Here is a 20,144-nt window from a genome sequence, read left to right as displayed (position 1 = left end):
GCGAAGCCGGAGAGTCATGCTGATTATCGAGGCGTTCGGGTTCGAGTCCCGACCTGGGCACCAGTCGCATCGACAACTTCCGTCTTCTTCTCCCTGCGCCCCGCCCGCGCCTTGTGCATTTCCGGCGGCGCGGTCAGGCCCGCAACGGCCGCTCCCGAGTGGATCAGAAACTCCCTGAACGCATTGGCGATCTGAGGCAGACGCCGCTCCGACATATGCACGACATGCCAAGCCCGCTCGATCGGTGTCGATGGCACGGGAAGCGTCGCAAGCAAGCCCGCCTGCATTTCGAGCGCGCACGCGTGGAGCGAAAGAAACGCCACGCCGAGCCCCGCTTCGACGAGCTGCTTGATCGCCTCGTTGCTCGATAGCTCGGATGCGGCATGTAACTTCAAACCCGCTTCCTTGAACAGCCCCTCGATTGCCACACGCGTGCCCGATCCGCGCTCCCTGACAAGCAGGTTCGCCGTTTCCAGATCGGTGAGATGCAGACGCTTCGCGCGCATCAACGGATGCGACGGCGCGGCCACGAAAGCCATCGGATGCTTAGCGAATGCGGCGGCGCTCGTGCGCAATTCGCGCGGCTGCCGTCCCATGATCGCGAGATCGATTTCATTCGTCGCGAGCATGCGCACGATGTCATCGCGATTGCCGATACGAAATTGCAGCTTCACGCCGGGCCGTTCCTTCGTGAAGCGCACGAGCAGCGGCGGCACGAGATACTCCGCCGTCGTGATCGCGCCGATGCGCAAGGTGCCGCCCAGTTCGCCGCGCAACGCCGCCACTTCTTCGCCCGCTTCGTTCCAGAGGCTCAGGATTTCGTTCGCGTAACGCGCCATGACTTCGCCCGCGGCCGTGAGCTGCACTTCGCGCCCCACGCGGCGCAAGAGCGGCGTGCCCGCCGCCTCGCCGAGCAACGAAATCTGCAATGACACCGCCGGCTGCGTGAGATGCAGTTCCTCGGCCGCGCCCGAGATGCTGCCCACGCGCGCGACGGTCTGTAGCGTGCGCAATTGACGGAAGGTCGTCGTCTTTAACATTAGTGAAAACTTATAGGTCGGCGATAAATACTAAATAGCGCATATGTTTTCGGGACCTTATATTTTTCCCAACGAGGTCGTCAAGCATCCATACAGCACTTCCGGGAGAACCATGATGTTGAATCCTTATGCACAACACCAGGTCGATTCGCCCCATCGCATCGTGATCGTGGGCGGCGGCGCCGCGGGACTGGAACTCGCGACGCGCCTCGGCAACAGCGTCGGCAAGCGCCGGCGCGCCGATGTGATCCTCATCGACCGATTCCCGACGCACTTCTGGAAGCCGCTCCTGCACGAAGTCGCTTCAGGGCAGATCGATGCATCGAGTCATCAGATCGACTACGCCGCGCACGCGAAGTGGAATCACTTTCGCTTCGAGCAAGGCGCGCTCGCGAACATCGATCGCGGACGTCGCGAGATCGTCATCGACGAGACGACCGATATCGACGGCCGTGCGCTGCTGCCGAAGCGAACGCTCGCCTTCGACACGCTCGTGCTCGCGCTCGGCAGCGTGACGAACTTCTTCTCGATTCCGGGCGCGGAGCAACATGCGCTCACGCTGGAGACGGTGGAGCAGGCGGAGACGTTCAGGCGGCGTTTGTTGTCGAGCCTGCTGCGTTCGAGTCATGCGCGGCAGGCGACGCCCGGCGCCGCCCGCACGCCGGTTTCGGTGACGGTGATCGGCGGCGGCGCGACCGGCGTCGAACTGGCCGCCGCGTTGCGCGGCTCGGCCGAAATGCTGCGCGACTATCACCTCGCGTCGCTCGATCCGGCCAGCGACATCCGCATTCGTCTGCTCGAAGGCGCGCCGCGCGTGCTACCCGCGCTGCCCGAGCGCATCTCGACGCGCGCTCAGGACGTGCTCGCCGGACTCGGAGTGGAAGTGCGGCTCGGCGCTCGCGTGCGTTCGGTCGATGCGCACGCCGTATCCATCGCGGATGGCGAAACGCTCGCGAGCGACATCACGATCTGGGCCGCCGGCGTGGAAGGCGCGCCGGTGCTGCGCACGCTCGAAGGATTGCCGTTGAACCGGCTCGGACAAGTGCTCGTCGACGCGACATTGCAGATCGAACCCGGCGCGGGCATCTATGCGATGGGCGACTGCGCCGCGTGTACGGCATCGAAGGGCGACGCGCTCGTGCCGCCGCGCGCGCAGGCCGCGTATCAGCAAGCCGTCTATCTCGCCGATGCACTCGCCCGCCGCCTCGACGATCGCCCCGTGCCGCATTTCGCCTACCGCGATCAGGGCACGCTCGTCTCCTTCGGACGCGCGGGCGCGGCGGGCGCGCTGATGAGCGAGTTGCTGCGCCGGCCGTTATTCATCGACGGATGGTTCGCCGCGTCGTGCTACCGGCATCTGTATCGCCGGCACATCATGGGGCTCACGGGCGTCAAGCGGGCGCTGATGTACGCCGCGAGCCAATGGCTTCGCGAGCGCGTGCGACCGACGGTAAAGCTGAACTGACCACGCCAGTCACTTCATCGCCACGGTTTCGCCGGACTGCGAGCGGCCCGACACGAGGCATTGCGATCTGAATGCGTCGCGCTGGCTGCTCGCGGCGGCATGGCTGAAACCCTTGCTCAGCGCATCGAACTCGACTTGCGCCGCGCTCTGTGCACACGCCGACGCGGCCAGATCGCGGCCCTGCGCGTGGAGCATGGCGCGATCGGCGACGAGATAGGCGACAAGCGCGAACACGACGGCCTTGAATACTTTCTTCATGCTGGTCTCCTTGCGCTCTAGGCTAAGGGCCAGGCGGCTCGGGGCAAATCCGGGCAAGCCCGGAGCGAACGAACGATTTATTCATCGCGGCATCGGCCGGAGCGACGCTTGGAAAAAATGTCAAGACGGTCCGACGCAATGAATTTGATACGCCGCAACGCCCCAAAATCTATTCTTTTGGGTTATCCTCGTTAACCCTTAGGATTGCCCCTAAGTCATTCGGGCTGCGCATCCAGATTCATATCTTCGCGCACTCGCCCAGCCTTACATTCCACTGTCAGCGCGCCTTTCCAGCAAGCACGCACTTCGCGTGCTCGCCGTGCTTTGCGCCCGATTTCGACCAAGCTTATGCATCTGCCGTCAGTACTCAGCTTTCTCATCTGGATTCCAGTGGTGTCGGGCATCTTCGTGCTGACCTTCAGCGCATCGGCGACGCTCGCGCGCGCCGTCGCGCTGTTCGGCGCGGTTCTCGGCCTGCTGCCGCTCGCGCCGCTCCTGTCGCGCTTTAACGCGTCGTCCGGCGCGATGCAGTTCGTCGAGCGCGTCGAGTGGCTGCCGCAGTTCGGCATCTCGTACCATCTGGGCATCGACGGCATTTCGCTTTGGTTCACCGTGCTCACGGCCGTCACCACGCTCATCATCTTCGTCGCGTCTTGGCGCTCGGTCACGAAGCAGGTCGCGCAGTACTACGGCGCGTTTCTCGTGCTTTCGGGCTGCATGCAGGGCGTGTTCGCGTCGCTGGACGGCATGCTCTTCTTCGTGTTCTTCGAGGCTTCGCTGATTCCGCTGTATCTGCTGATCGGCACGTGGGGCGGCGAGCGGCGCGTGTATGCGGCGATCCGCTTCTTCTTTTTCTCGCTGCTCGGCTCGCTCGCGATGCTGGCCGCGCTGATCTATCTGTGGACGCAGGCGCATACCTTCGACATCGACGCATGGCGTCATCTGAAGCTCGGCTTCACGCCGCAGATCGCGGTTTTCCTCTGCCTGCTCGCGGCCTTCTCGGTCAAGGTGCCGATGTGGCCGGTCCACACGTGGCTGCCCGACGTGAACTCGGAAGGTCCGACGGGCGCGGCCGTGCTGCTCGGCATGCTGAAAATTGGCGGCTACGGCATGTTGCGCTACGTGCTGCCGATCGTGCCCGACGCGTCCCATTTCTTCGCCCCGGCGATGATCGCGCTGTCGCTCGTCGCCGTCATCTACGGCAGCCTCGTCGCGCTCGCGCAGACGGACATGCGCAAGCTGCTCGCGTACTCGGGCGTCGCGCACATGGGGCTCGTCACGCTCGGCCTGTTCACCTTCGACCGCCTCGGCACCGAAGGCGCGGTCGTGCAGATGCTGTCGTACGGCATCGTGTCCGGCGCGATGCTGCTGTGCACGGGCGTGCTGGTCGAGCGCACGCAAAACGGCTCGATCGATGCTTACGGCGGCGTCGCCAACACCATGCCCCGCTTCGCCGTCTGCGCAATGTTGTTCTCGATGGCCAACGTCGGCTTGCCGGGCACGTCGGGTTTCGTCGGCGAGTTTCTGGTGCTGATGGGCGCGATCCGCCTGAACTTCTGGATCGGCGCGGCGGCCGCCTCGTCGCTGATCCTGAGCGCGGCTTACACGCTGTGGATGGTCAAGCGCGTGATTTTCGGCGCAGTGAACAACGAGCGCGTGGCTGGTCTGCACGACCTCGGCAAGCGCGAACTCGCGCTGTTCGGCGCGATGGCCGTGCTGGTGCTCGCGATCGGCGTGCATCCGAAGACGTTCACGGACGCGATGGGCCCCTCGGTGGAAGGCCTGCTCTCGGCCGCGCAAAGCTCGACGCTGCCCGACGATACCCGCGCGCCTTCCTACAACGTCCGACGCGAAACGGTACCGGAACGCACGCCTGGTTGAAGCCATCGCGCGCATTTGCCGCATTCGAAACGCGCACGCGTGACGCGCTTGTAGCCGAGATCGAAGGACGCCGCTAACATTCGGGTGTTCACGGACACACGCCCCGGCGCCGCTCTATACTGAGCGGCGCCGCTTTCGTTTCGCATCGCCTGTTTCATAGGAAATTTGAAGTTGCAATCGCTCGATATGAAGTCAATGGAGGCCTCGACATGAAGAAGAATTCCTCAGCCATCTGGATTCTCGTCGCGATGGTCATCGGCATCGCGGTCGGCTACATGATCTTCACGAGCTTTCCGGACAAGAAAAGCGCCACGGAGATAGCCGGTTACATCTCGCTCGTGTCCGACGTCTTTCTGCGCCTCATCAAGATGCTGATCGGACCGCTCGTGTTTTCCACGCTGGTCGTCGGCATCGCGCACATGGGCGACGCCGCCTCGGTCGGGCGCGTGTTCGCCAAGGCGCTAGGCTGGTTCTTCACCGCGTCGCTCATTTCGCTGCTGCTCGGGCTCCTGATGTCGAACCTGCTCAAGCCCGGCGACAACCTCGGCTTGCCGCTGCCCGACATCGGCGCATCGGCGAATCTCGCGACATCGAAGTTCACGCTGAAGGATTTCGTCAGTCACATGGTGCCGCGCTCCTTCGCCGAAGCCATGGCCAACAACGAGATTCTGCAGATCGTCGTGTTCTCGATGTTCTTCGGCGTTGCGCTCGCCGCGCTCGGCGAGCGGGGCAAGATTCTGCTCGCCGCGATCGATCAGCTCTCGCACGTGATGCTCAAGATCACCGGCTACGTGATGAAGCTCGCGCCGCTCGCCGTGCTCGCCGCGATGGCCGCCACCGTCGCGGTCAACGGGTTGGGCATCCTGCTGAAGTTCGCCGTCTTCATGGCCGACTTCTATCTCAGCCTGTTTCTGCTGTGGGGCATCCTCGTGCTCGCGGGTTTTGCGTTTCTGCGCCGGCGCGTCTTCAGGCTGCTGTCGCTCATCAAGGAAGCGTTCATGCTGTCGTTCGCGACCGCAAGCTCGGAGGCCGCGTATCCGAAGATCCTCGATGCACTCGACCGCTTCGGCGTGAAGCGCAAGATCTCCAGCTTCGTGATGCCGATGGGCTATTCCTTCAACCTCGACGGCTCGATGATGTACTGCACGTTCGCGACGCTCTTCATCGCGCAGGCATACGGCATCCATCTGCCGCTCAGCACGCAGATCACGATGCTGCTGATCCTGATGCTGACATCGAAGGGCATGGCCGGCGTACCGCGCGCGTCGCTCGTCGTCATCGCGGCCACGCTGAATCACTTCGACATTCCCGAGGCGGGCCTGTTGCTGATTCTCGGCGTCGACACCTTCCTCGACATGGGCCGCTCCGCCACCAACGCGGTCGGCAACTCGATTGCGAGCGCGGTCGTCGCCAAGTGGGAAGGCGAGTTGTTGTCGGAGCCGGAAGCGGCGAAGAATGCGGCGCGCATCGAGGCTGAACAGGACGCGTCGCTGGCCCATCCCGCGCAGGTCTGACGGAGGCGAGCCATGAAGACGCAGCGCTTCTGGTCCGCGCTGGTTTCGGCCAGCCTCATCGCGATCACGCTCGGTGCGCACGCCGCCGACGACGTGCAGACAGCGCCGCCGGACAACGACGCCTACGCGCCCGCGACGCTGACGGGCACGCTTGCCAAGGCGCGCGACACGGGCACGCTCGCGCTCGGCTATCGCGACGCTTCGGTGCCGTTCTCGTATCTCAATGCGCGCAAGGAGCCGATCGGCTATTCGATCGAACTGTGCAAGTCGATCGTCGCCGCGATCGGCAATGCGGTGCATCGAAACCTGAAGATTCAGTGGGTGCCCGTGACGCCGGAGAATCGTATCGATGCGGTCGTCGACGGCCGTGTCGATCTCGAATGCGGCTCGACCACGAGCAACGTCGAGCGGCAAAAACGCGTGGCCTTCTCGCCGATCTTCTTCGTGGCCGGCACCAAGGTGATGGTCAAAAAAGGCTCGCCGATCCGCTCGTTTCGCGATCTGGCGGGAAAGAAAGTCGCGGTGACGGCGGGCACCACGAATGAAAAGGCGCTGCGCGATCTCGACAGGAAGTTCGCGCTCGGCCTGCAGTTGCAGGTCGTGCCGGATCACGCGGAAGGCTTCGCGCGCGTCGCGAACGGCCAGGCCGATGCATTCGCCACCGACGACGTGCTGCTCTACGGCCTCATCGCGGAGAACGCGGCGAAGGGCGGCGCGTATCAGGTGATCGGCGATTATCTGTCGTATGACCCGTACGGCATCATGTATCGCAAGAACGATCCGCAGCTCGCGCAAGTGGTGAAAGACACGTTTCAGAACCTCGCCGCCGATGGCGAAATCGAGCGTCAATACAAGCGCTGGTTCCTGCGACGTTTGCCGTCGGGCAAGAGCCTCGACATGCCGATGAGCGCGCAACTCGAAAGCATCATCGAGTCGATGGCGGGCGGCGAAGCGCAGTGAGCGCGCCTTTTTCTCTTGCCGGCGATAACGCGAACCCGCCGTGTTTCAGGCGGGACCCGCCTGCATGACGCGGTTGCGTCCGCGGGCTTTTGCATCGTAGAGCGCTTCGTCGGCGGCGCGAATGAGCGCGCTCACGTCGTCGTCGCGCTCCGGCCGCCAACTTGCGAGACCGATACTCGCCGTGACGCGGCCGAACTCGCTGCCCGCGTGCTCGATCGACAGATCGCATATGGCGGCGCGAATCTTCTCGGCGACTTTCGCGGCGCCGTCGGCGGGCGTGTCGGGCAAGACGACGACGAATTCCTCGCCGCCGTAGCGCGCGGCGGTGTCCACAGGCCGCCGGATGTTATCGCCGATGCAGCGCGCGACAGCCGCGAGCGCGTCGTCGCCCGCCTGATGGCCGTAGGCATCGTTGAACGCCTTGAAGCGGTCGATATCGACGAAGAGCAGCGAAAAGAGACTGCGCGTGCGGCGCGCCCTGCGCCACTCCTGATCGAGAATCTCGCCCAGCGTGCGGCGATTGTGCAGGCCGGTGAGTCCATCTGTACGCGCGAGCAATTGCAGTTCCGACTCGGCCCGCATGCGCCGCCTGAATTGCGCCGCGAGCACGAACGAAAGAATGATGAAGCCGATCGCGAGCACGCCCATCGACGAACCGATGATGATCGCGCGCCGCCGCCACGCCGCGTAGATGTCCTCTTCCCCTTCGGCCACCATGATGATGAGCGGCAGGTTCGGAAAATTGCTGAAGTAATAAAGGCGGCGTCTGCCGTCGATCGACGATGTCTCGGTGAAGCTGCCCTTCTGCGCCGCGCGAAAGTTTTTGAAAGTGTCGGCGTGGCTGATATCGCGGCCGATCACGCGGGCATCGAAGGGTTGGCGCATGATCATCACGCCGTCGTGGTTGATCAGCGAGACGGCGCCGTGCGGCCCGAGCGAAAGCCCCGCGAAAAGATTGCGAAAGTATTCGAGGTTGATGGCGAGCATGGCGACGCCCGCGAACGATCCGTCGGGATACGAGAGCCTGCGGCTCAACGCGATGCTGGGCGCGCCGCCACGCAATCGCGACGCATACGGGCCGCTGATGTAAAGCCCGGTGTCGGGGTGATCGCGCTGCGCCGCGAAATAGCTGCGATCCGCGAAATTGCCCGAGCGGGGCACGAGGCTGCCGGAATCGATAACGATCTTGCCGTTCTCGTCGAGCACGAGGATCGAGCCCAGATCGCGGGCCGTCGCCGCCCGGTCGAACAGCACGTCGTTGCGTAGCTGGGGCGGCAGGCTCATCACGTCTTCGCGTTCCACGCCTTCCACGACAGCCTGCAGCGACAACTCGTACAGTTCGAAATTGCGTTCGATGTCGCGTTCGGCGAGCATCGCGAGGTTACGCGACGTGTCGCGCGCGCGTTCTAGCGCATCGACCCTGCCCTGATACAGCACCAGCGCGCAAAGCCCCACCATGACGAGCGCGATGAGCGTGCCGCACAGCACGATGATGTTCGGCGTCGAGGTTCGCGCGCGCGCCGGCGCGTGTGCGTTGCGACTCGGGTTGTAGATATTTTCGGTTGCCACTATTTGGAGGTCCCGGAAACCTGGCTCGCGAGTTTATCTTTGCTCTGCACGGTCCTCAGTCAGCGCGCTAGGCCGATATTCTCTCCTATTTGTATGAATTGGGTGCGGGGAGGCGATTTGAGATCGAGCGGCGAATGTCCCCGGCATTAAAAAAGCGTTCACGCGAAACACCGAATCGCAGCATCGAAATCCGGCTCCGTCGCGAGATGCTTGTGATCCACGCTCACGAGCCATCCTTGCGCCGAACGGCACCAGCGGATTCGTCCTTCCTCGTAAAGATCGGAGAACCAGCGCCAGAGCGTCGCGTCCTCCTTGTCGGCTTGCTTGGCCGCATCGCTCCGAACCTGATCTTGAATGATCGCCAGCATGGTCGTCGTGGCCTCTTAGCGATTCGTCATGACGCGACACGCCCCAGCGCGATATACCGTGCGAGATGATGATCTTCATCGCCCAGTTGATGATCGATCATCACGAGCCGTTTCGCGTAATGCGAAAGCGGCAATTCCCACGTCATGCCGATGCCGCCATGCATCTGAATGGCCTCTTCTGCAACCAGCGCGCCGATGCGCCCGACCGAATACTTCGCCGCCGACAACGCACGTTCACGCGCGACACCCGATGCACCGACCGCGGCCGCCGCATTGATCGCCGCGGAACGCGCCTGCTCGATTTCGAGCAGCACATCGGCCATGCGATGTTGCAGCGCCTGAAACGAGCCGATAGGCACGCCGAACTGCTTACGCGTGCGCAGATAGTCGAGCGTATGTTCCTTCGCGACATCCATCGCGCCGAGCGCTTCCGACGCGAGCGCGACGAGTCCATATCCGATCGCGTGCGTGAGCGTCGCGTATCCCTCGCCTTCATTGCCGACGAGCGCATCCGCATCGAGCATTACGTTATCGAGCGACACCTCCGCCACGCGCCCGCCATCGATCTTGCGATAGCCGTGCACGTTCACGCCTTGCGCATCGCGCGGCACCATGAAGAGCGAAATGCCCGCATCGTCATGCGCTTCGCCCGACGTGCGCGCCGACACGAGCATCACATCGGCATGCTCGCCCTGCTGCACGACGCCCTTCGCGCCGTTGAGCATCCAGCGCTCGCCATGCCGCGTCGCGCGCGTGTTCACGCGTGCAAGCTCGTAGTGCGAGCCGGGTTCGTCATGCGCGAACGCCGCGATCGCAGTGCCGTCGATCATCTTCGCGATCGTCTCGCGCTGCCTTTCATCGCCCGCATAGGCAAGCGCGCGCCCGACGATCAGCGCATCGAGAAACGGCTCGACGACGAGTCCGCGCCCGAGCGCCTCGAACACGACGGAGATATCGAACCCATCGCCGCCGAAGCCGCCAACGGATTCATCGAAGAACGCGCCGACGATGCCAAGCTCACAAAGCCGCCGCCACATATCGCGGCTGAAGCCTTCCTGCGAACGCGCGATCTTGTCGCGCACATCGAACGCGTATTGCTCGGCGATGAAGCGGTTCAACGAATCCGCGAGCATCCGCCGGTCTTCCGTATGCTGGAAATTCATCGTGCGAAATCCTTTAGAGCCCGAGCATCATCTTCGCGATGATGTTCTTCTGTATTTCGTTGGAGCCGCCGAAAATCGACAGCTTGCGATTGTTGAAGTACTGCGCGGCCGCAGTCGATGCTTCGCCGTCGCTGTCCTCTTCGAGCGCTTCATCGATGAACGGCTGCGCATACGGACCCATCGCGCGACGCATCAGCGAAGAGATTTCCTGGCGAATCTCCGTGCCGCGAATCTTCAGCATCGAGCTTTCCGCGCCCGGCACGCCACCGCCCGCGACCGCCGCGAGCACGCGCAGATTCGTCGTCTTCATGTTCTCCAGATCGATCTCGACACGCGCGAGACGCGCGGCGAACAAAGGATCGTCGAGGAGCGCGCGGCCATTGCTCTGCACCTTGCCCGCCACCGCTTTCAGACGGCCCAGCGCCGCTACCGAAAAGCCCACGCCCGCTATGTTCGTGCGCTCGTAGGTCAGCAGATACTTGGCATAGGTCCAGCCCTTGTTCTCCTCGCCGACGAGATTCGCAACGGGCACGCGAACGTCGGTGAAGAACACTTCGTTGACTTCGTGCTCGCCGTCGAGCGTGATGATCGGGCGCACTTCGACGCCGGGCGTATTCATGTCGATGAGCAGAAAGCTGATGCCTTCCTGCTTGTGTGCATCCTGCGACGTGCGCACGAGGCAGAAGATCATGTTCGCGTAGTGCGCGAGCGTGGTCCACGTCTTCTGTCCGTTGACGATGTAAAACTCGCGGCCGTTCTCCATCGCGCGAGCGGCTGTTGTGCGCACCGATGCGAGATCCGAGCCCGCGCCCGGTTCCGAATAGCCCTGACACCACCAGTCGGCGCCATCGAGAATGCGCGGCAGCCAATGGCGCTTCTGCGCGTCGCTACCGTATTTGATGAGCACCGGCCCGAGCATGTTCACGCCGAAGGGCACGATACGCGGCGCGCCCGCAATCGCGCATTCGTTTTCGAAGATGAACCTCTGCACGGCGGTCCAGCCCGGGCCGCCATGCTCCTTCGGCCAGTGATTCGCGAGCCAGCCTTTCGCGTTGAGAATGCCGTGCCATTGCGCCATGTCGTCGCGCGTCAGGCGCTCGCCCGTGCGCGCTTTTCGCGCGAGATGCTCCGGAAGCGAGGTGCGCAGAAACGTCAGCACTTCGGCGCGAAATGCTTCCTCGTCTGCGGTGAATGTCAGGTCCATGACTGCGGTTCCTTGAAGAGATTGACGAAGACCACGCGTCAGGCCGAACGGTTCAGGCTCGCGAAATTCTGGCCGCGCGCGACGAGATCGACGAGCAACGGCGATGCGCGCCAGAAGAGCGGATCTTCCTTCGCGAACGCGTGGATATCCGCGAGGATGTTATCGAGGCCCACGGTATCGGCGTAATGCATCGGGCCGCCGCGATAGCGCGGAAAGCCGAAGCCATGCATCAACGTGGCATCGACGTCGAGCGGACGCTGCGCGATGCCTTCATGCACGATATTCGCGCCCTCGTTGATCATCGCGGCGAGATAGCGGCGCACGATCTGTTCATCGCTGAATTCACGCGGCGTCACGCCCGCACGCTCGCGCTCGGCGTCGATGATCGATTCCACGTCCGCATCCGGCGTGCCCGTGCGCGCGCCGTTTTCGTAGCGATAGAAACCGCGTCCCGTCTTCTGGCCGAACCAGCCGCGCTCGCACAATTCATCGCCGATACGCACGTAGCGCGCCTTCGGATCGCGCGTCGCGGCGCGCCGCTTTCTCGCCGCCCAGCCGATATCGCCGCCCGCCAGATCGATGACCTGATACGGTCCCATCGGAAAGCCGAAGTCGCGCACGGCTCGGTCGATCTGATACGGCGACGCGCCGTCTTCCATCAGATGATCCGCCGCCGCGCGATACACCGCGAGCATGCGATTGCCGATGAAACCATCGCACACGCCCGCGCGCACCGCGACCTTCTTCAGCTTCCGTGCAAGCTCGAAGCCGGTCGCCACGACATCGGCGCTCACGCGCGCGGGCACGACCACTTCGAGCAGCTTCATGATGTTGGCGGGCGAAAAGAAGTGCAGCCCGAGCACGTCTTGCGGGCGCGAGATGCTCGCCGCGATCTCGTCGATGTCGAGATAGGACGTGTTGGTTGCGAGCACCGCGCCCGGCTTGCATACGCGATCGAGTTCCGCGAACACGGCCTTCTTCACGGCCATGTCCTCGAACACGGCTTCGATGACGAGATCGACGTCGGCGAGCGCGTCGTATCGCGTGTCGCCGTCGAAGCGTTGCATCGCGCGCGTTTTCGCTTCCTGCTTCATGCGGCCTTTCGCGATCAGCGCGTCGTACACCTTCTCGACATGCGCGCGCCCGCGTTCGAGCGATGCGTCGTCGCGCTCGATCATCGTCACCGCGAGACCCGCATCGAGCAGCGCGACGGCGATGCCCGCGCCCATCGTCCCGCCGCCGATCACGCCTATGCGATCGAGCGCGCGCGGCTGCGCGTCGAGCGTTTCAGGCGCTTTCTGCGTTTCGCGCTCGGCGAAGAAAGCATGCACGAGACCCGCGCGCTGCGGGCTCTCGCGGCATTCGATGAATCGCTCGCGCTCGAAGCACAGGCCTTCGTCGAAGGGCAGATTCAAGGCCGCTTCCACGCAGTCGACGATCTTCAGCGGCGATAACAATCCGCGCGACTTCTTCTGCGTCTCCACGCGCGCGGCGGCAATCGCGGCCGCGCTGGCTTCTTTGTCCGCGAGTCCGCGTGCGTTCTTCGTGCGGCGCGGCGCGGCCTGCGTCGCGATGAGTTCGTGCGCATAGGCGAGGCCTTCGGCGAACACGTCATCGCTCTGGCCGATGCGATCGACGAGTCCCAAGCGCTGCGCTTCCTGCGCGTCGACGTGACGACCGCTCAATATCAACGACAACGCGGCCTGCGCGCCGATCAGACGCGCCGAGCGCTGCGTGCCGCCCGCGCCGGGCAAAAGGCCGAGTTGCACTTCGGGCAGACCGAGCTTTGCGCCGGCGACCGCGATCCGGTAATGCGACGCCAGCGCCACTTCGAGTCCACCGCCCAGCGCCGCGCCGTGAATCGCCGCGATAACCGGCTTGTCGCAACGTTCGATGCGGTTGCACACCTCGGGCAGCGACGGCGGCACGGCAGGCTTGCCGAACTCGCGGATATCCGCGCCCGCGATGAAGTTGCGGCCCGCGCCGACGATCAGCACCGCGCGCACGGACGCATTGGCATCGGCGGCTTCGATTGCATCGATCAGACCGCGCCGGACCGCCGCGTTGAGCGCGTTGACGGGCGCGTGATCGATCGTCACGACCAGGACGCTGCCGCGCAATTCGTGCTGGACGGGGGCGGTGGTTTCGGGCGCGCTCGAAAGCGTCATGAATGAAGTCTCTCCTGAGTCGTTATTTCCAGTTTGGCGTGGAAGCATTTTCGCGGGGACAGGCATCCTTGACAATCACAGCGTCGATTGACAGACTGTCAAATCGCCTTTGACAATCGAACCTTGCCGTGGACGTCAACGAACTCACGCTGCTGGTCGAAATCCTCGATGCGGGCAATCTGAGCGAAGCGGCGCGACGCCTCAAGATGACGCGCGCCAATGTCAGTTATCACCTGAATCAGCTTGAAAAGTCCGTGGGTTTGCAGCTCGTGCGGCGCACGACGCGACGTGTCGAGCCGACCGAACTCGGCCTCAGGCTCTACGAGCACGGCCGTTCGATTCGCAACGCGCTGCTCGCCGCGCAGGAATCGGTGGCGACGCTCGGGCAAAGGTTGCAGGGGCGCGTGCGGCTCTCGGTGCCGAGCGGTTACGGGCAACTCGTGATGTCGGAATGGCTGATCGCGTTCAAGCGCGAGTATCCGGATATTGTGCTCGACGTGATGTTCGAAAATCGCGTCGAAGACTTGCTGCGCGATGAAGTCGATATCGCCGTGCGCGTGATGCCCGAACCACCGCCGAGTCTCGTCGCCCGCGACATGGGGCCGGTGCGGTATGTCGCATGCGCATCGTCCGCGTATGCCGAGGCGCACGGCATGCCCATGCGTCTGGAAGAGCTGGGCGTCGTGCCGGTGATCACCGCGACGGTCGTCGGCAAGCAGACGCGCGTCGCCGCTTATCTAGACGACGCGCGTCACGAAGTGCTCCTCGAACCGAGCCTCATCTCCGAAAATTTCCTCTTTCTGCGCGACGCGATTCTCGCGGGTCTCGGCGTCGGCATCGTGCCGGATTACGTCGTGATGGAAGACATGCGGCGCGGCGAAGTCGTCACCGCGCTCGACCCATGGCGGCTCAGTATCTTCGGGACGCACATGTACATGCTGTACATGCCGAACCGGCATCACACGCGCGCGACGCTGGCGTTCATCGAGTTCATGCTCGACCGCTCGCAGAAGGCGCGGCATTGAAGCGCTGGCCTTACGCTTTCCGGCCGCGCTGCGCAAATCCTATCGCCACCGACATCAACGCGATGCCTGTCATCTGCACGCCGCTCAAGCGCTGATCCAGAACCAGCCAGTCGATGACGATGGCCACCGCCGGATAGACGAACTGAAGCACCGCGACGCGCGCGGTATCGAGCCGCGCCATGCCGATATACATCAGCGTGTACGCGAGGCCCGTGTGAATCAGCCCGAGGCCCGCGAGCCACGCCCACGACGTGCCCCACGCGGGCCAGCCCTGCTGCATCGGCCAGATCCATAACAGCAGCGTGCCGACGGCGCACTGCCACCACGCGAGCACGCCCGCGGGCAAGTCGCGCAGCCGTCTCGCGATGATGGTCACGCACGCCATGCACAGCGAACCAGCCAGGCACGCGGCCACGCCCATCCAGTACGCCGGCTGCAACGAACCGCCCGCCGTGTGCTCGACAATGCCCGTCGCCAGCACCAGCCCGCACATGGCGAACGCAACGGCGATGACGCGCCGCGCGCCGATCGCCTCTTTCAGCCATAGCGATGCGAACAGCAGCACCCACATCGGCTGCACGTGAAAGAGAACGATCGCGACGCCCGCCGATATTCGCTCGGCCGCGCTGAAGAACAACGCCCAGCTCAACACCATGAGCATGCTGGCGGCGAGCACCCACGGACCATTGCCGCGCGTGAGGCGCAGCAAGCGTGTTTGTCCGCGCGAGATCACCCACGCGCTCATGCCCAACAAGCCGAATGCGCAGCGAAACCACGTCGCGGTCAGCGGATCGGCTTTGGCTTCGTGCAGGAAAACGCCGATCGTGCCGAGCAGCGCGCAACCGAGGATGAAAGACCATGCGCCCGCCGCAGATCGTGGTTCACTGTGCGCAGCCGGCCGGGAAGATGATGACGCGTTCGTGTTCATGCCCGAAGTCTGTGCCGAGACGGAGGCAACGAAAAGCGCATAATTCGAACCTCGTCTATTCGATTTTCGAAATCATCAATCAAGCCGATGAAACAACACGATTTGCAAATGGACTGGCTCAAGTGCTTCGTCGCCGTCGTCGATGCGGGTTCGCTGTCGAGCGCGGCGAGCGAAGTGCATCGCTCGCAATCGGCGGTGAGCATGCAGTTGAAGAAGCTCGAAAGCGCGCTGGAATTGCGGCTCATCGAACGCGGCTCGCGCACGCTCGAACTGACTCACGACGGGCAGACGCTGCTCGGCTACGCGCGACGCATTCTCGATCTGCATGCCGAAGCGCAGGTCGCGCTTCAGGGCGAGCACTTAACCGGCCGCGTGCGTCTCGGCGTGCCCGACGACTACGCGGCAAAATATCTGACGCCCGTGCTCAAGCGTTTTGCGCCGCGGCATAGCGGTGTCGAGATCGAGCTGATCTGCGAGCAATCGACGTCGCTCATTCCGCGCATCGCGAATAACGAACTCGATATCGCGCTCGTGTCGCGCGATCACGGCCGGCGCGGCACGTTGCTGTTCCACGAGCCGATGGTCTGGGTCGGCGCCGCGCAGTTCGAGTTATGGCGGCGCGACCCGCTGCCGATCGCGGTCTATGAAAGCGCGAGCCTCGCGCGGCGCAGCGCGATTCATTCGCTCGCGCAGCAGGGGCGTCGATACAAGGTGGTCTACAACAGTTCGAGTCTCGCCGGGCAGATTGCCGCCGTCGAGAGCGGCCTGGCGGTGGCGGTGCTGACGCAATGCAGCGCGCCGGAACATCTTCGCATTCTGGGCAACGATGAAGGTCTGGGACCGCTCGAACCGATGGAAGTCGCGGTGCACCGAAGCCGCGACTCGCGCGGCTCCAAAGCGGTGGACAGTCTGCACAGCCTGCTCGTGAAGACGCTCAGGCAATCGGCGTCAGTCTGATGGATGCCGATATGAAGCGATGCCCTCGATCTCGACAAGCAGATCGGCACGGCAGATATCGACCCTCAGATAGCGGATGCTCGCATTCGGATGAAACGCGTCTTGCGCGAGTTTCATCACGCGTGGCAAGTCCGTCGAATGCCGGTAATACACCTTGATCCAGTCGAGATCGCGCAGCGTACAACCGCCGCCCACCTTCTGCGCTTCGAGATTTTCCACGCCGATCAAATGCGCGATATTGCCGATCGCGACGCGCCATTGCTCGTCGAGATCGCCTTCGTGCACGGTCTCGTGTCCGAGAATGCTGGCCGTGCCCGAGACGAACAGCGCATCGCGCAGCAAGGTGCCGCGCGCGAAACTCGGCGGCTTCGGACCGTAGCGCTGCGGATACGCATACGCGGGCGTCTGAAGCGAGTTCTCGATATGCCGGGGCGAATTCGCGCGACACGCCAGAAAATAGAAGCCGACGCCCTTGCCCCATGTGCCGATGCCCGTCGCCCCGGCATGCCCGATGCGTCCGCGTAATCGCGCTCGAACGCAATGGCGCGTCCACGGCAAAAATCCCGATACACTTCGAGCCCTTCCCGATTCGCACCGTTGATGTGCGGGATGAAATTCCACATGCGGAAAATCTTCGGAAAGTTCAGTTCGCCGACGAGCGCGAACGCATCGCCATAGGCTTTTCGCGTGGCTTCCGTGTATTGGCCGGACGACGGGATGAAGCCCGCGCAAAACAGGAACTCGTCGTCGTGCGCGAAGACGAGATCGTTGAAGCGTCCACTACGGATCGGCCCGGCGCAGGTCCATATTTCGGCGAAGCCGTCGCGCGCGTCGTCGTACATCGCGAGGTGCAGCGTCGGCACGCCGTTTTCGATGCATGGCGGGCCGCTCGTCGCACCGAAGACGATGCGTGCGAGCACATCGTCTTCGCATGTCGCGTCGTGAGCGATGAAGCGCGACGCGATTGTCGACATCATCGATTATTCATCGGCCTGGTCGCCGAAGAGGTCCGCAGTCGCGGTGCGATCCTGCTGCAATGGCGGCAACGCGCCACTCCTCACTTGTTCGAGGACGTCCGGCGGCAGCCATGTTTCTTCCATTGCGCCGATGCCGTTCTCGATCATCTGCTGGAGGAAGAACGATTGCTTGCGTCCCGTTACTTCCGCCAGAAGTCGCAGCCGTTGCTCGAATTGTGGATCGACGCGCACTGCGACCACCTTCAACTTGTTTTCGGCGGTCCTTCTCACTGCATGCTCCTGTTACGTTCGTTGCGCGCCGCGAGCGGGCGCGTGCATGCGGTGCTTATACCATAGCTCGATTACGCGACGACCCCGCGTCGTACAAGGTACGACCGTGCAGGGCGACGACAGACCTGCGTGCTACCATCGAAACGAGCGTTTCGCAGCCGTCCGGCGAGGCCCGCGCCGCCGCTCGCGCACGCCTCGCACCGCGTCATGAACGAATCGGAAGAACACTCCGCACCCGGCACCGCAGAGGCTCTGCCCTCGCTGCCTCCGCTCGACTTTCGCGCGGCGCGCAGGCGGCTCTTCGCTGCACTCGTTGCGTCAATCGTCATTCCGTTCGCATTTTTCTGCCTGTACGGCTACTACACTTACGGACGCGCCTTCACCGAAACCGGCGAGTCGCTCGAACGGCTCGTGCGCATCGTCGATGAAAAAGCGAACACCGTTTTCGGCATTAACCGCGAACTGATTTCGCGTATCGACGAGATGCTCGGCAGCGGCGACGAGGACTTCATCGCGCGCAGTCAGTCCGAGTTGCACGACAAGCTCGCGCGTCTCGCCGCGACTCACGCGCAGATCGCGGCGCTGTCCGTCCTCGACAGTCACGGCAGGCTCTTGCTCAGCAGCCGTTTCTTTCCTGCGCCCAATGTATCCGTGGGCGATCGTGCCGACTTCATCGCGACGCGCGACTCGCATGCGACCTTCCACGTTTCCATGCCCGAGCGCGGGCGCGTGAAGAACACGGACATGGTCAACACGCTGAGCGCGCGCTATGCGAAAGACGGTCGCTTTCTCGGCGAGATTTCGATTGCCGTGCGACGCGACTATCTGATCGACTTCTATCGCGAACTCGCCGCGAGCGAGCCCGCGCTCACGCTCGCACTGCATCGCGACGACGGCGCCGTGCTCGCGCGCTTTCCGCAGGCGCTGGCGCCGAACGCGCCCGATCGCCATTCGGTGCTCGCCAACGCATTCGCGCAAGGCAAGCCCACGGGTCTCATGCGTTACGTGTCGCCGCTCGACAACGATGAAAAGCTCTCCGCGTGGCGGCGCGTCGGCGACTATCCGGTCTATGCGGCCGCGGGATTTTCCATTCACGACGTGCGGCGCGCGTGGTGGCGGCGCGATGTGTCGATCGCGTCGATCGCGCTGATTCCGTGCGTCGCGCTGTGGGTGCTGATCGGCTTCTCGCTGCAACGCCTGAAGGCCGAAGAAGCCGCGTGGCACAACTGGCGCGGCGAGCTTGCGCTGCGCCGCTCGGCCGTCGCGGCGACGCGGCGCTTGCAGCGCATGGGCGCGCTCGGCAATCTGGTCGCGAGCGTCGCGCATGACTTCAATAACCTGCTGATGGTCGTCACGTCGAACATGGAAATGGCGCGGCGCAAGGGCTTCAACGGCCTCGAACGGGAAGTCAGCGCGGTCGAGCGCGCGTCGGCGAATGCGCAGTCGCTCGCGCGCCGCCTGCTGAGCGTCGCTCGCCGCCAGCCGTTGCAGATGCAGGTCATACGGCTCGATCGCTGGATGATGGACTCCGAGCCGCTCGTGCGTGCGTCGGTGGGCGACAAGGTCACGCTCGGCACGCGCGTGTCGGATGCGACGTGGACCGTGCGCGTCGATGCGACCGAGCTGACCTCCGCGCTCATCAACATCGCCGTGAATGCGAAGGACGCGATGCCGCACGGCGGCGACTTTCGCATCGAATGCAGCAACGTGCGCCTTGACGCTGCGCACGAAGGTCTCGGCGCGGGGGAATACGTCGTGATCTCGTGCAAGGACAGCGGCATCGGCATGCGGTCCGACGTCGCGAGGCAGGCGTTCGAACCGCTCTTCACGACCAAGGGCGCGGGCGCCGGCACGGGGCTCGGCCTCGCGCAAGTGCTGGCGATGGCGGAGCAGGCGGGCGGCACGGCGCGCGTGAATTCGGCGTGGGGCTTCGGCACGACCATCGACATCTATCTGCCGCACTGGACCGGCGAAGCGGAAGAGCCCGTGGAGGCGCCGCCCGTCGAGACCATCGCGCGCGAGGCGTCCTCGTCGACCGTGCTGCTCGTCGAAGACAACGCGGAAGTCGCGGCGGGTTTGTGCGCCGTGCTCGACGTGCTCGGCTGGCACGCGCGCCACGCATCTTCCGGCGACGCCGCGAAGCAGATGCTCGAAGCCGGCAATGAATTCGATCTCGTGCTTTCGGATATCCAGATGCCCGGCGGCTACGACGGCATCAAGCTCGCGGAATGGATCAAGTCGACGCGCCCGACGCAGCCGGTCACGCTGATGACGGGTTACGCGGATCAACTCGACGAGGCGCGTCGCACGGGCTTCACGATACTCGCGAAGCCGTTCAATATCGACGAACTTCAAAGGTTGCTGAACAGTCTGTCGATGCGCGCGACACGGTGAATT

Annotated in this window: 18 protein-coding genes; 7 read left to right on the top strand and 11 right to left on the bottom strand. The window is 63.9% G+C overall.

What is annotated here, in order from left to right:
* Positions 1–23 precede the first annotated feature (23 nt).
* On the bottom strand, positions 24–1,040 hold the full coding sequence (locus AWB82_RS13975) for a LysR family transcriptional regulator (RefSeq protein WP_086967999.1): 1,017 nt from the start codon (positions 1,038–1,040) through the stop codon (positions 24–26).
* Between the two features lie 112 nt (positions 1,041–1,152).
* Between AWB82_RS13975 and AWB82_RS13970 the strand changes: the two genes are divergently transcribed.
* Positions 1,153–2,505, top strand: coding sequence for an NAD(P)/FAD-dependent oxidoreductase (locus AWB82_RS13970; protein ID WP_086967996.1), 1,353 nt, complete (start codon positions 1,153–1,155; stop codon positions 2,503–2,505).
* A gap of 9 nt (positions 2,506–2,514) precedes the next feature.
* Here the strand turns inward: AWB82_RS13970 and AWB82_RS13965 are convergent, their stop codons facing one another.
* Entirely contained in the window at positions 2,515–2,763 is a 249-nt protein-coding gene (locus AWB82_RS13965; RefSeq protein WP_086967994.1) for an adhesin, read from the bottom strand.
* A 348-nt stretch (positions 2,764–3,111) separates the two neighbouring features.
* Here AWB82_RS13965 and AWB82_RS13960 point away from each other — a divergent pair, with 348 nt between their 5' ends.
* From AWB82_RS13960 to AWB82_RS13950, 3 genes are all read left to right on the top strand, one after another.
* Positions 3,112–4,644, top strand: coding sequence for a complex I subunit 4 family protein (locus AWB82_RS13960; RefSeq protein WP_086967992.1), 1,533 nt, complete (start codon positions 3,112–3,114; stop codon positions 4,642–4,644).
* Between the two features lie 209 nt (positions 4,645–4,853).
* On the top strand, positions 4,854–6,158 hold the full coding sequence (locus tag AWB82_RS13955; RefSeq protein ID WP_086967990.1) for a dicarboxylate/amino acid:cation symporter: 1,305 nt from the start codon (positions 4,854–4,856) through the stop codon (positions 6,156–6,158).
* A 12-nt stretch (positions 6,159–6,170) separates the two neighbouring features.
* Positions 6,171–7,118, top strand: coding sequence for an amino acid ABC transporter substrate-binding protein (locus AWB82_RS13950; protein WP_086967988.1), 948 nt, complete (start codon positions 6,171–6,173; stop codon positions 7,116–7,118).
* Positions 7,119–7,163: 45 nt separating this feature from the next.
* Here the strand turns inward: AWB82_RS13950 and AWB82_RS13945 are convergent, their stop codons facing one another.
* The 5 genes from AWB82_RS13945 to AWB82_RS13925 form a co-directional block, all read right to left on the bottom strand.
* Positions 7,164–8,687: a sensor domain-containing diguanylate cyclase gene (locus AWB82_RS13945; RefSeq protein WP_086967986.1), complete on the bottom strand. Its 1,524-nt coding sequence runs from the start codon at positions 8,685–8,687 to the stop codon at positions 7,164–7,166.
* A 158-nt stretch (positions 8,688–8,845) separates the two neighbouring features.
* On the bottom strand, positions 8,846–9,055 hold the full coding sequence (locus tag AWB82_RS13940; RefSeq protein ID WP_086967984.1) for a hypothetical protein: 210 nt from the start codon (positions 9,053–9,055) through the stop codon (positions 8,846–8,848).
* 26 nt (positions 9,056–9,081) lie between these two features.
* The gene (locus tag AWB82_RS13935; protein ID WP_086967982.1) at positions 9,082–10,218 is read right to left on the bottom strand and encodes an acyl-CoA dehydrogenase family protein; all 1,137 of its coding nucleotides are present in this window, start codon (positions 10,216–10,218) and stop codon (positions 9,082–9,084) included.
* A gap of 13 nt (positions 10,219–10,231) precedes the next feature.
* Positions 10,232–11,422 carry an acyl-CoA dehydrogenase family protein gene (locus AWB82_RS13930; protein ID WP_086967980.1) on the bottom strand — a complete coding sequence of 397 codons (1,191 nt, stop codon included), beginning with the start codon at positions 11,420–11,422 and terminating at the stop codon, positions 10,232–10,234.
* 38 nt (positions 11,423–11,460) lie between these two features.
* Entirely contained in the window at positions 11,461–13,590 is a 2,130-nt protein-coding gene (locus AWB82_RS13925) for a 3-hydroxyacyl-CoA dehydrogenase NAD-binding domain-containing protein (RefSeq protein WP_086967978.1), read from the bottom strand.
* A 128-nt stretch (positions 13,591–13,718) separates the two neighbouring features.
* On the opposite strand from AWB82_RS13925, the gene AWB82_RS13920 reads away from it, so the two are divergent.
* Complete coding sequence (locus AWB82_RS13920) at positions 13,719–14,615, top strand: LysR family transcriptional regulator (RefSeq protein ID WP_086967976.1); 897 nt, start codon at positions 13,719–13,721, stop codon at positions 14,613–14,615.
* Between the two features lie 10 nt (positions 14,616–14,625).
* Here the strand turns inward: AWB82_RS13920 and AWB82_RS13915 are convergent, their stop codons facing one another.
* Positions 14,626–15,543: a DMT family transporter gene (locus tag AWB82_RS13915; RefSeq protein ID WP_086967974.1), complete on the bottom strand. Its 918-nt coding sequence runs from the start codon at positions 15,541–15,543 to the stop codon at positions 14,626–14,628.
* An 87-nt stretch (positions 15,544–15,630) separates the two neighbouring features.
* On the opposite strand from AWB82_RS13915, the gene AWB82_RS13910 reads away from it, so the two are divergent.
* A complete protein-coding gene (locus AWB82_RS13910; protein WP_086967972.1) occupies positions 15,631–16,500 on the top strand; it encodes a LysR family transcriptional regulator in 870 nt (289 codons plus the stop codon).
* Here the strand turns inward: AWB82_RS13910 and AWB82_RS38975 are convergent.
* The 3 genes from AWB82_RS38975 to AWB82_RS13900 form a co-directional block, all read right to left on the bottom strand.
* The gene (locus AWB82_RS38975; RefSeq protein WP_327344751.1) at positions 16,492–16,785 is read right to left on the bottom strand and encodes a hypothetical protein; all 294 of its coding nucleotides are present in this window, start codon (positions 16,783–16,785) and stop codon (positions 16,492–16,494) included. The two genes, AWB82_RS13910 and AWB82_RS38975, sit on opposite strands and share 9 nt — an antisense overlap.
* A complete protein-coding gene (locus tag AWB82_RS38970) occupies positions 16,725–17,342 on the bottom strand; it encodes a chorismate transformation enzyme, FkbO/Hyg5 family (RefSeq protein WP_327344777.1) in 618 nt (205 codons plus the stop codon). Before AWB82_RS38970 ends, AWB82_RS38975 begins: the two co-directional genes overlap by 61 nt.
* Positions 17,343–17,480: 138 nt before the next feature.
* Entirely contained in the window at positions 17,481–17,747 is a 267-nt protein-coding gene (locus AWB82_RS13900; protein ID WP_086967970.1) for a hypothetical protein, read from the bottom strand.
* Between the two features lie 207 nt (positions 17,748–17,954).
* Here AWB82_RS13900 and AWB82_RS13895 point away from each other — a divergent pair, with 207 nt between their 5' ends.
* Positions 17,955–20,141, top strand: a complete 2,187-nt coding sequence (locus AWB82_RS13895) for a hybrid sensor histidine kinase/response regulator (protein ID WP_086967968.1) — start codon at positions 17,955–17,957, stop codon at positions 20,139–20,141.
* The last annotated feature ends 3 nt before the right edge of the window (positions 20,142–20,144 follow it).

Origin of the sequence: Caballeronia glebae (assembly GCF_001545035.1) — a bacterium.
Taxonomy (GTDB): Bacteria; Pseudomonadota; Gammaproteobacteria; order Burkholderiales; family Burkholderiaceae; genus Caballeronia; species Caballeronia glebae.
This window is presented reverse-complemented; position numbering and strand designations above follow the sequence as displayed.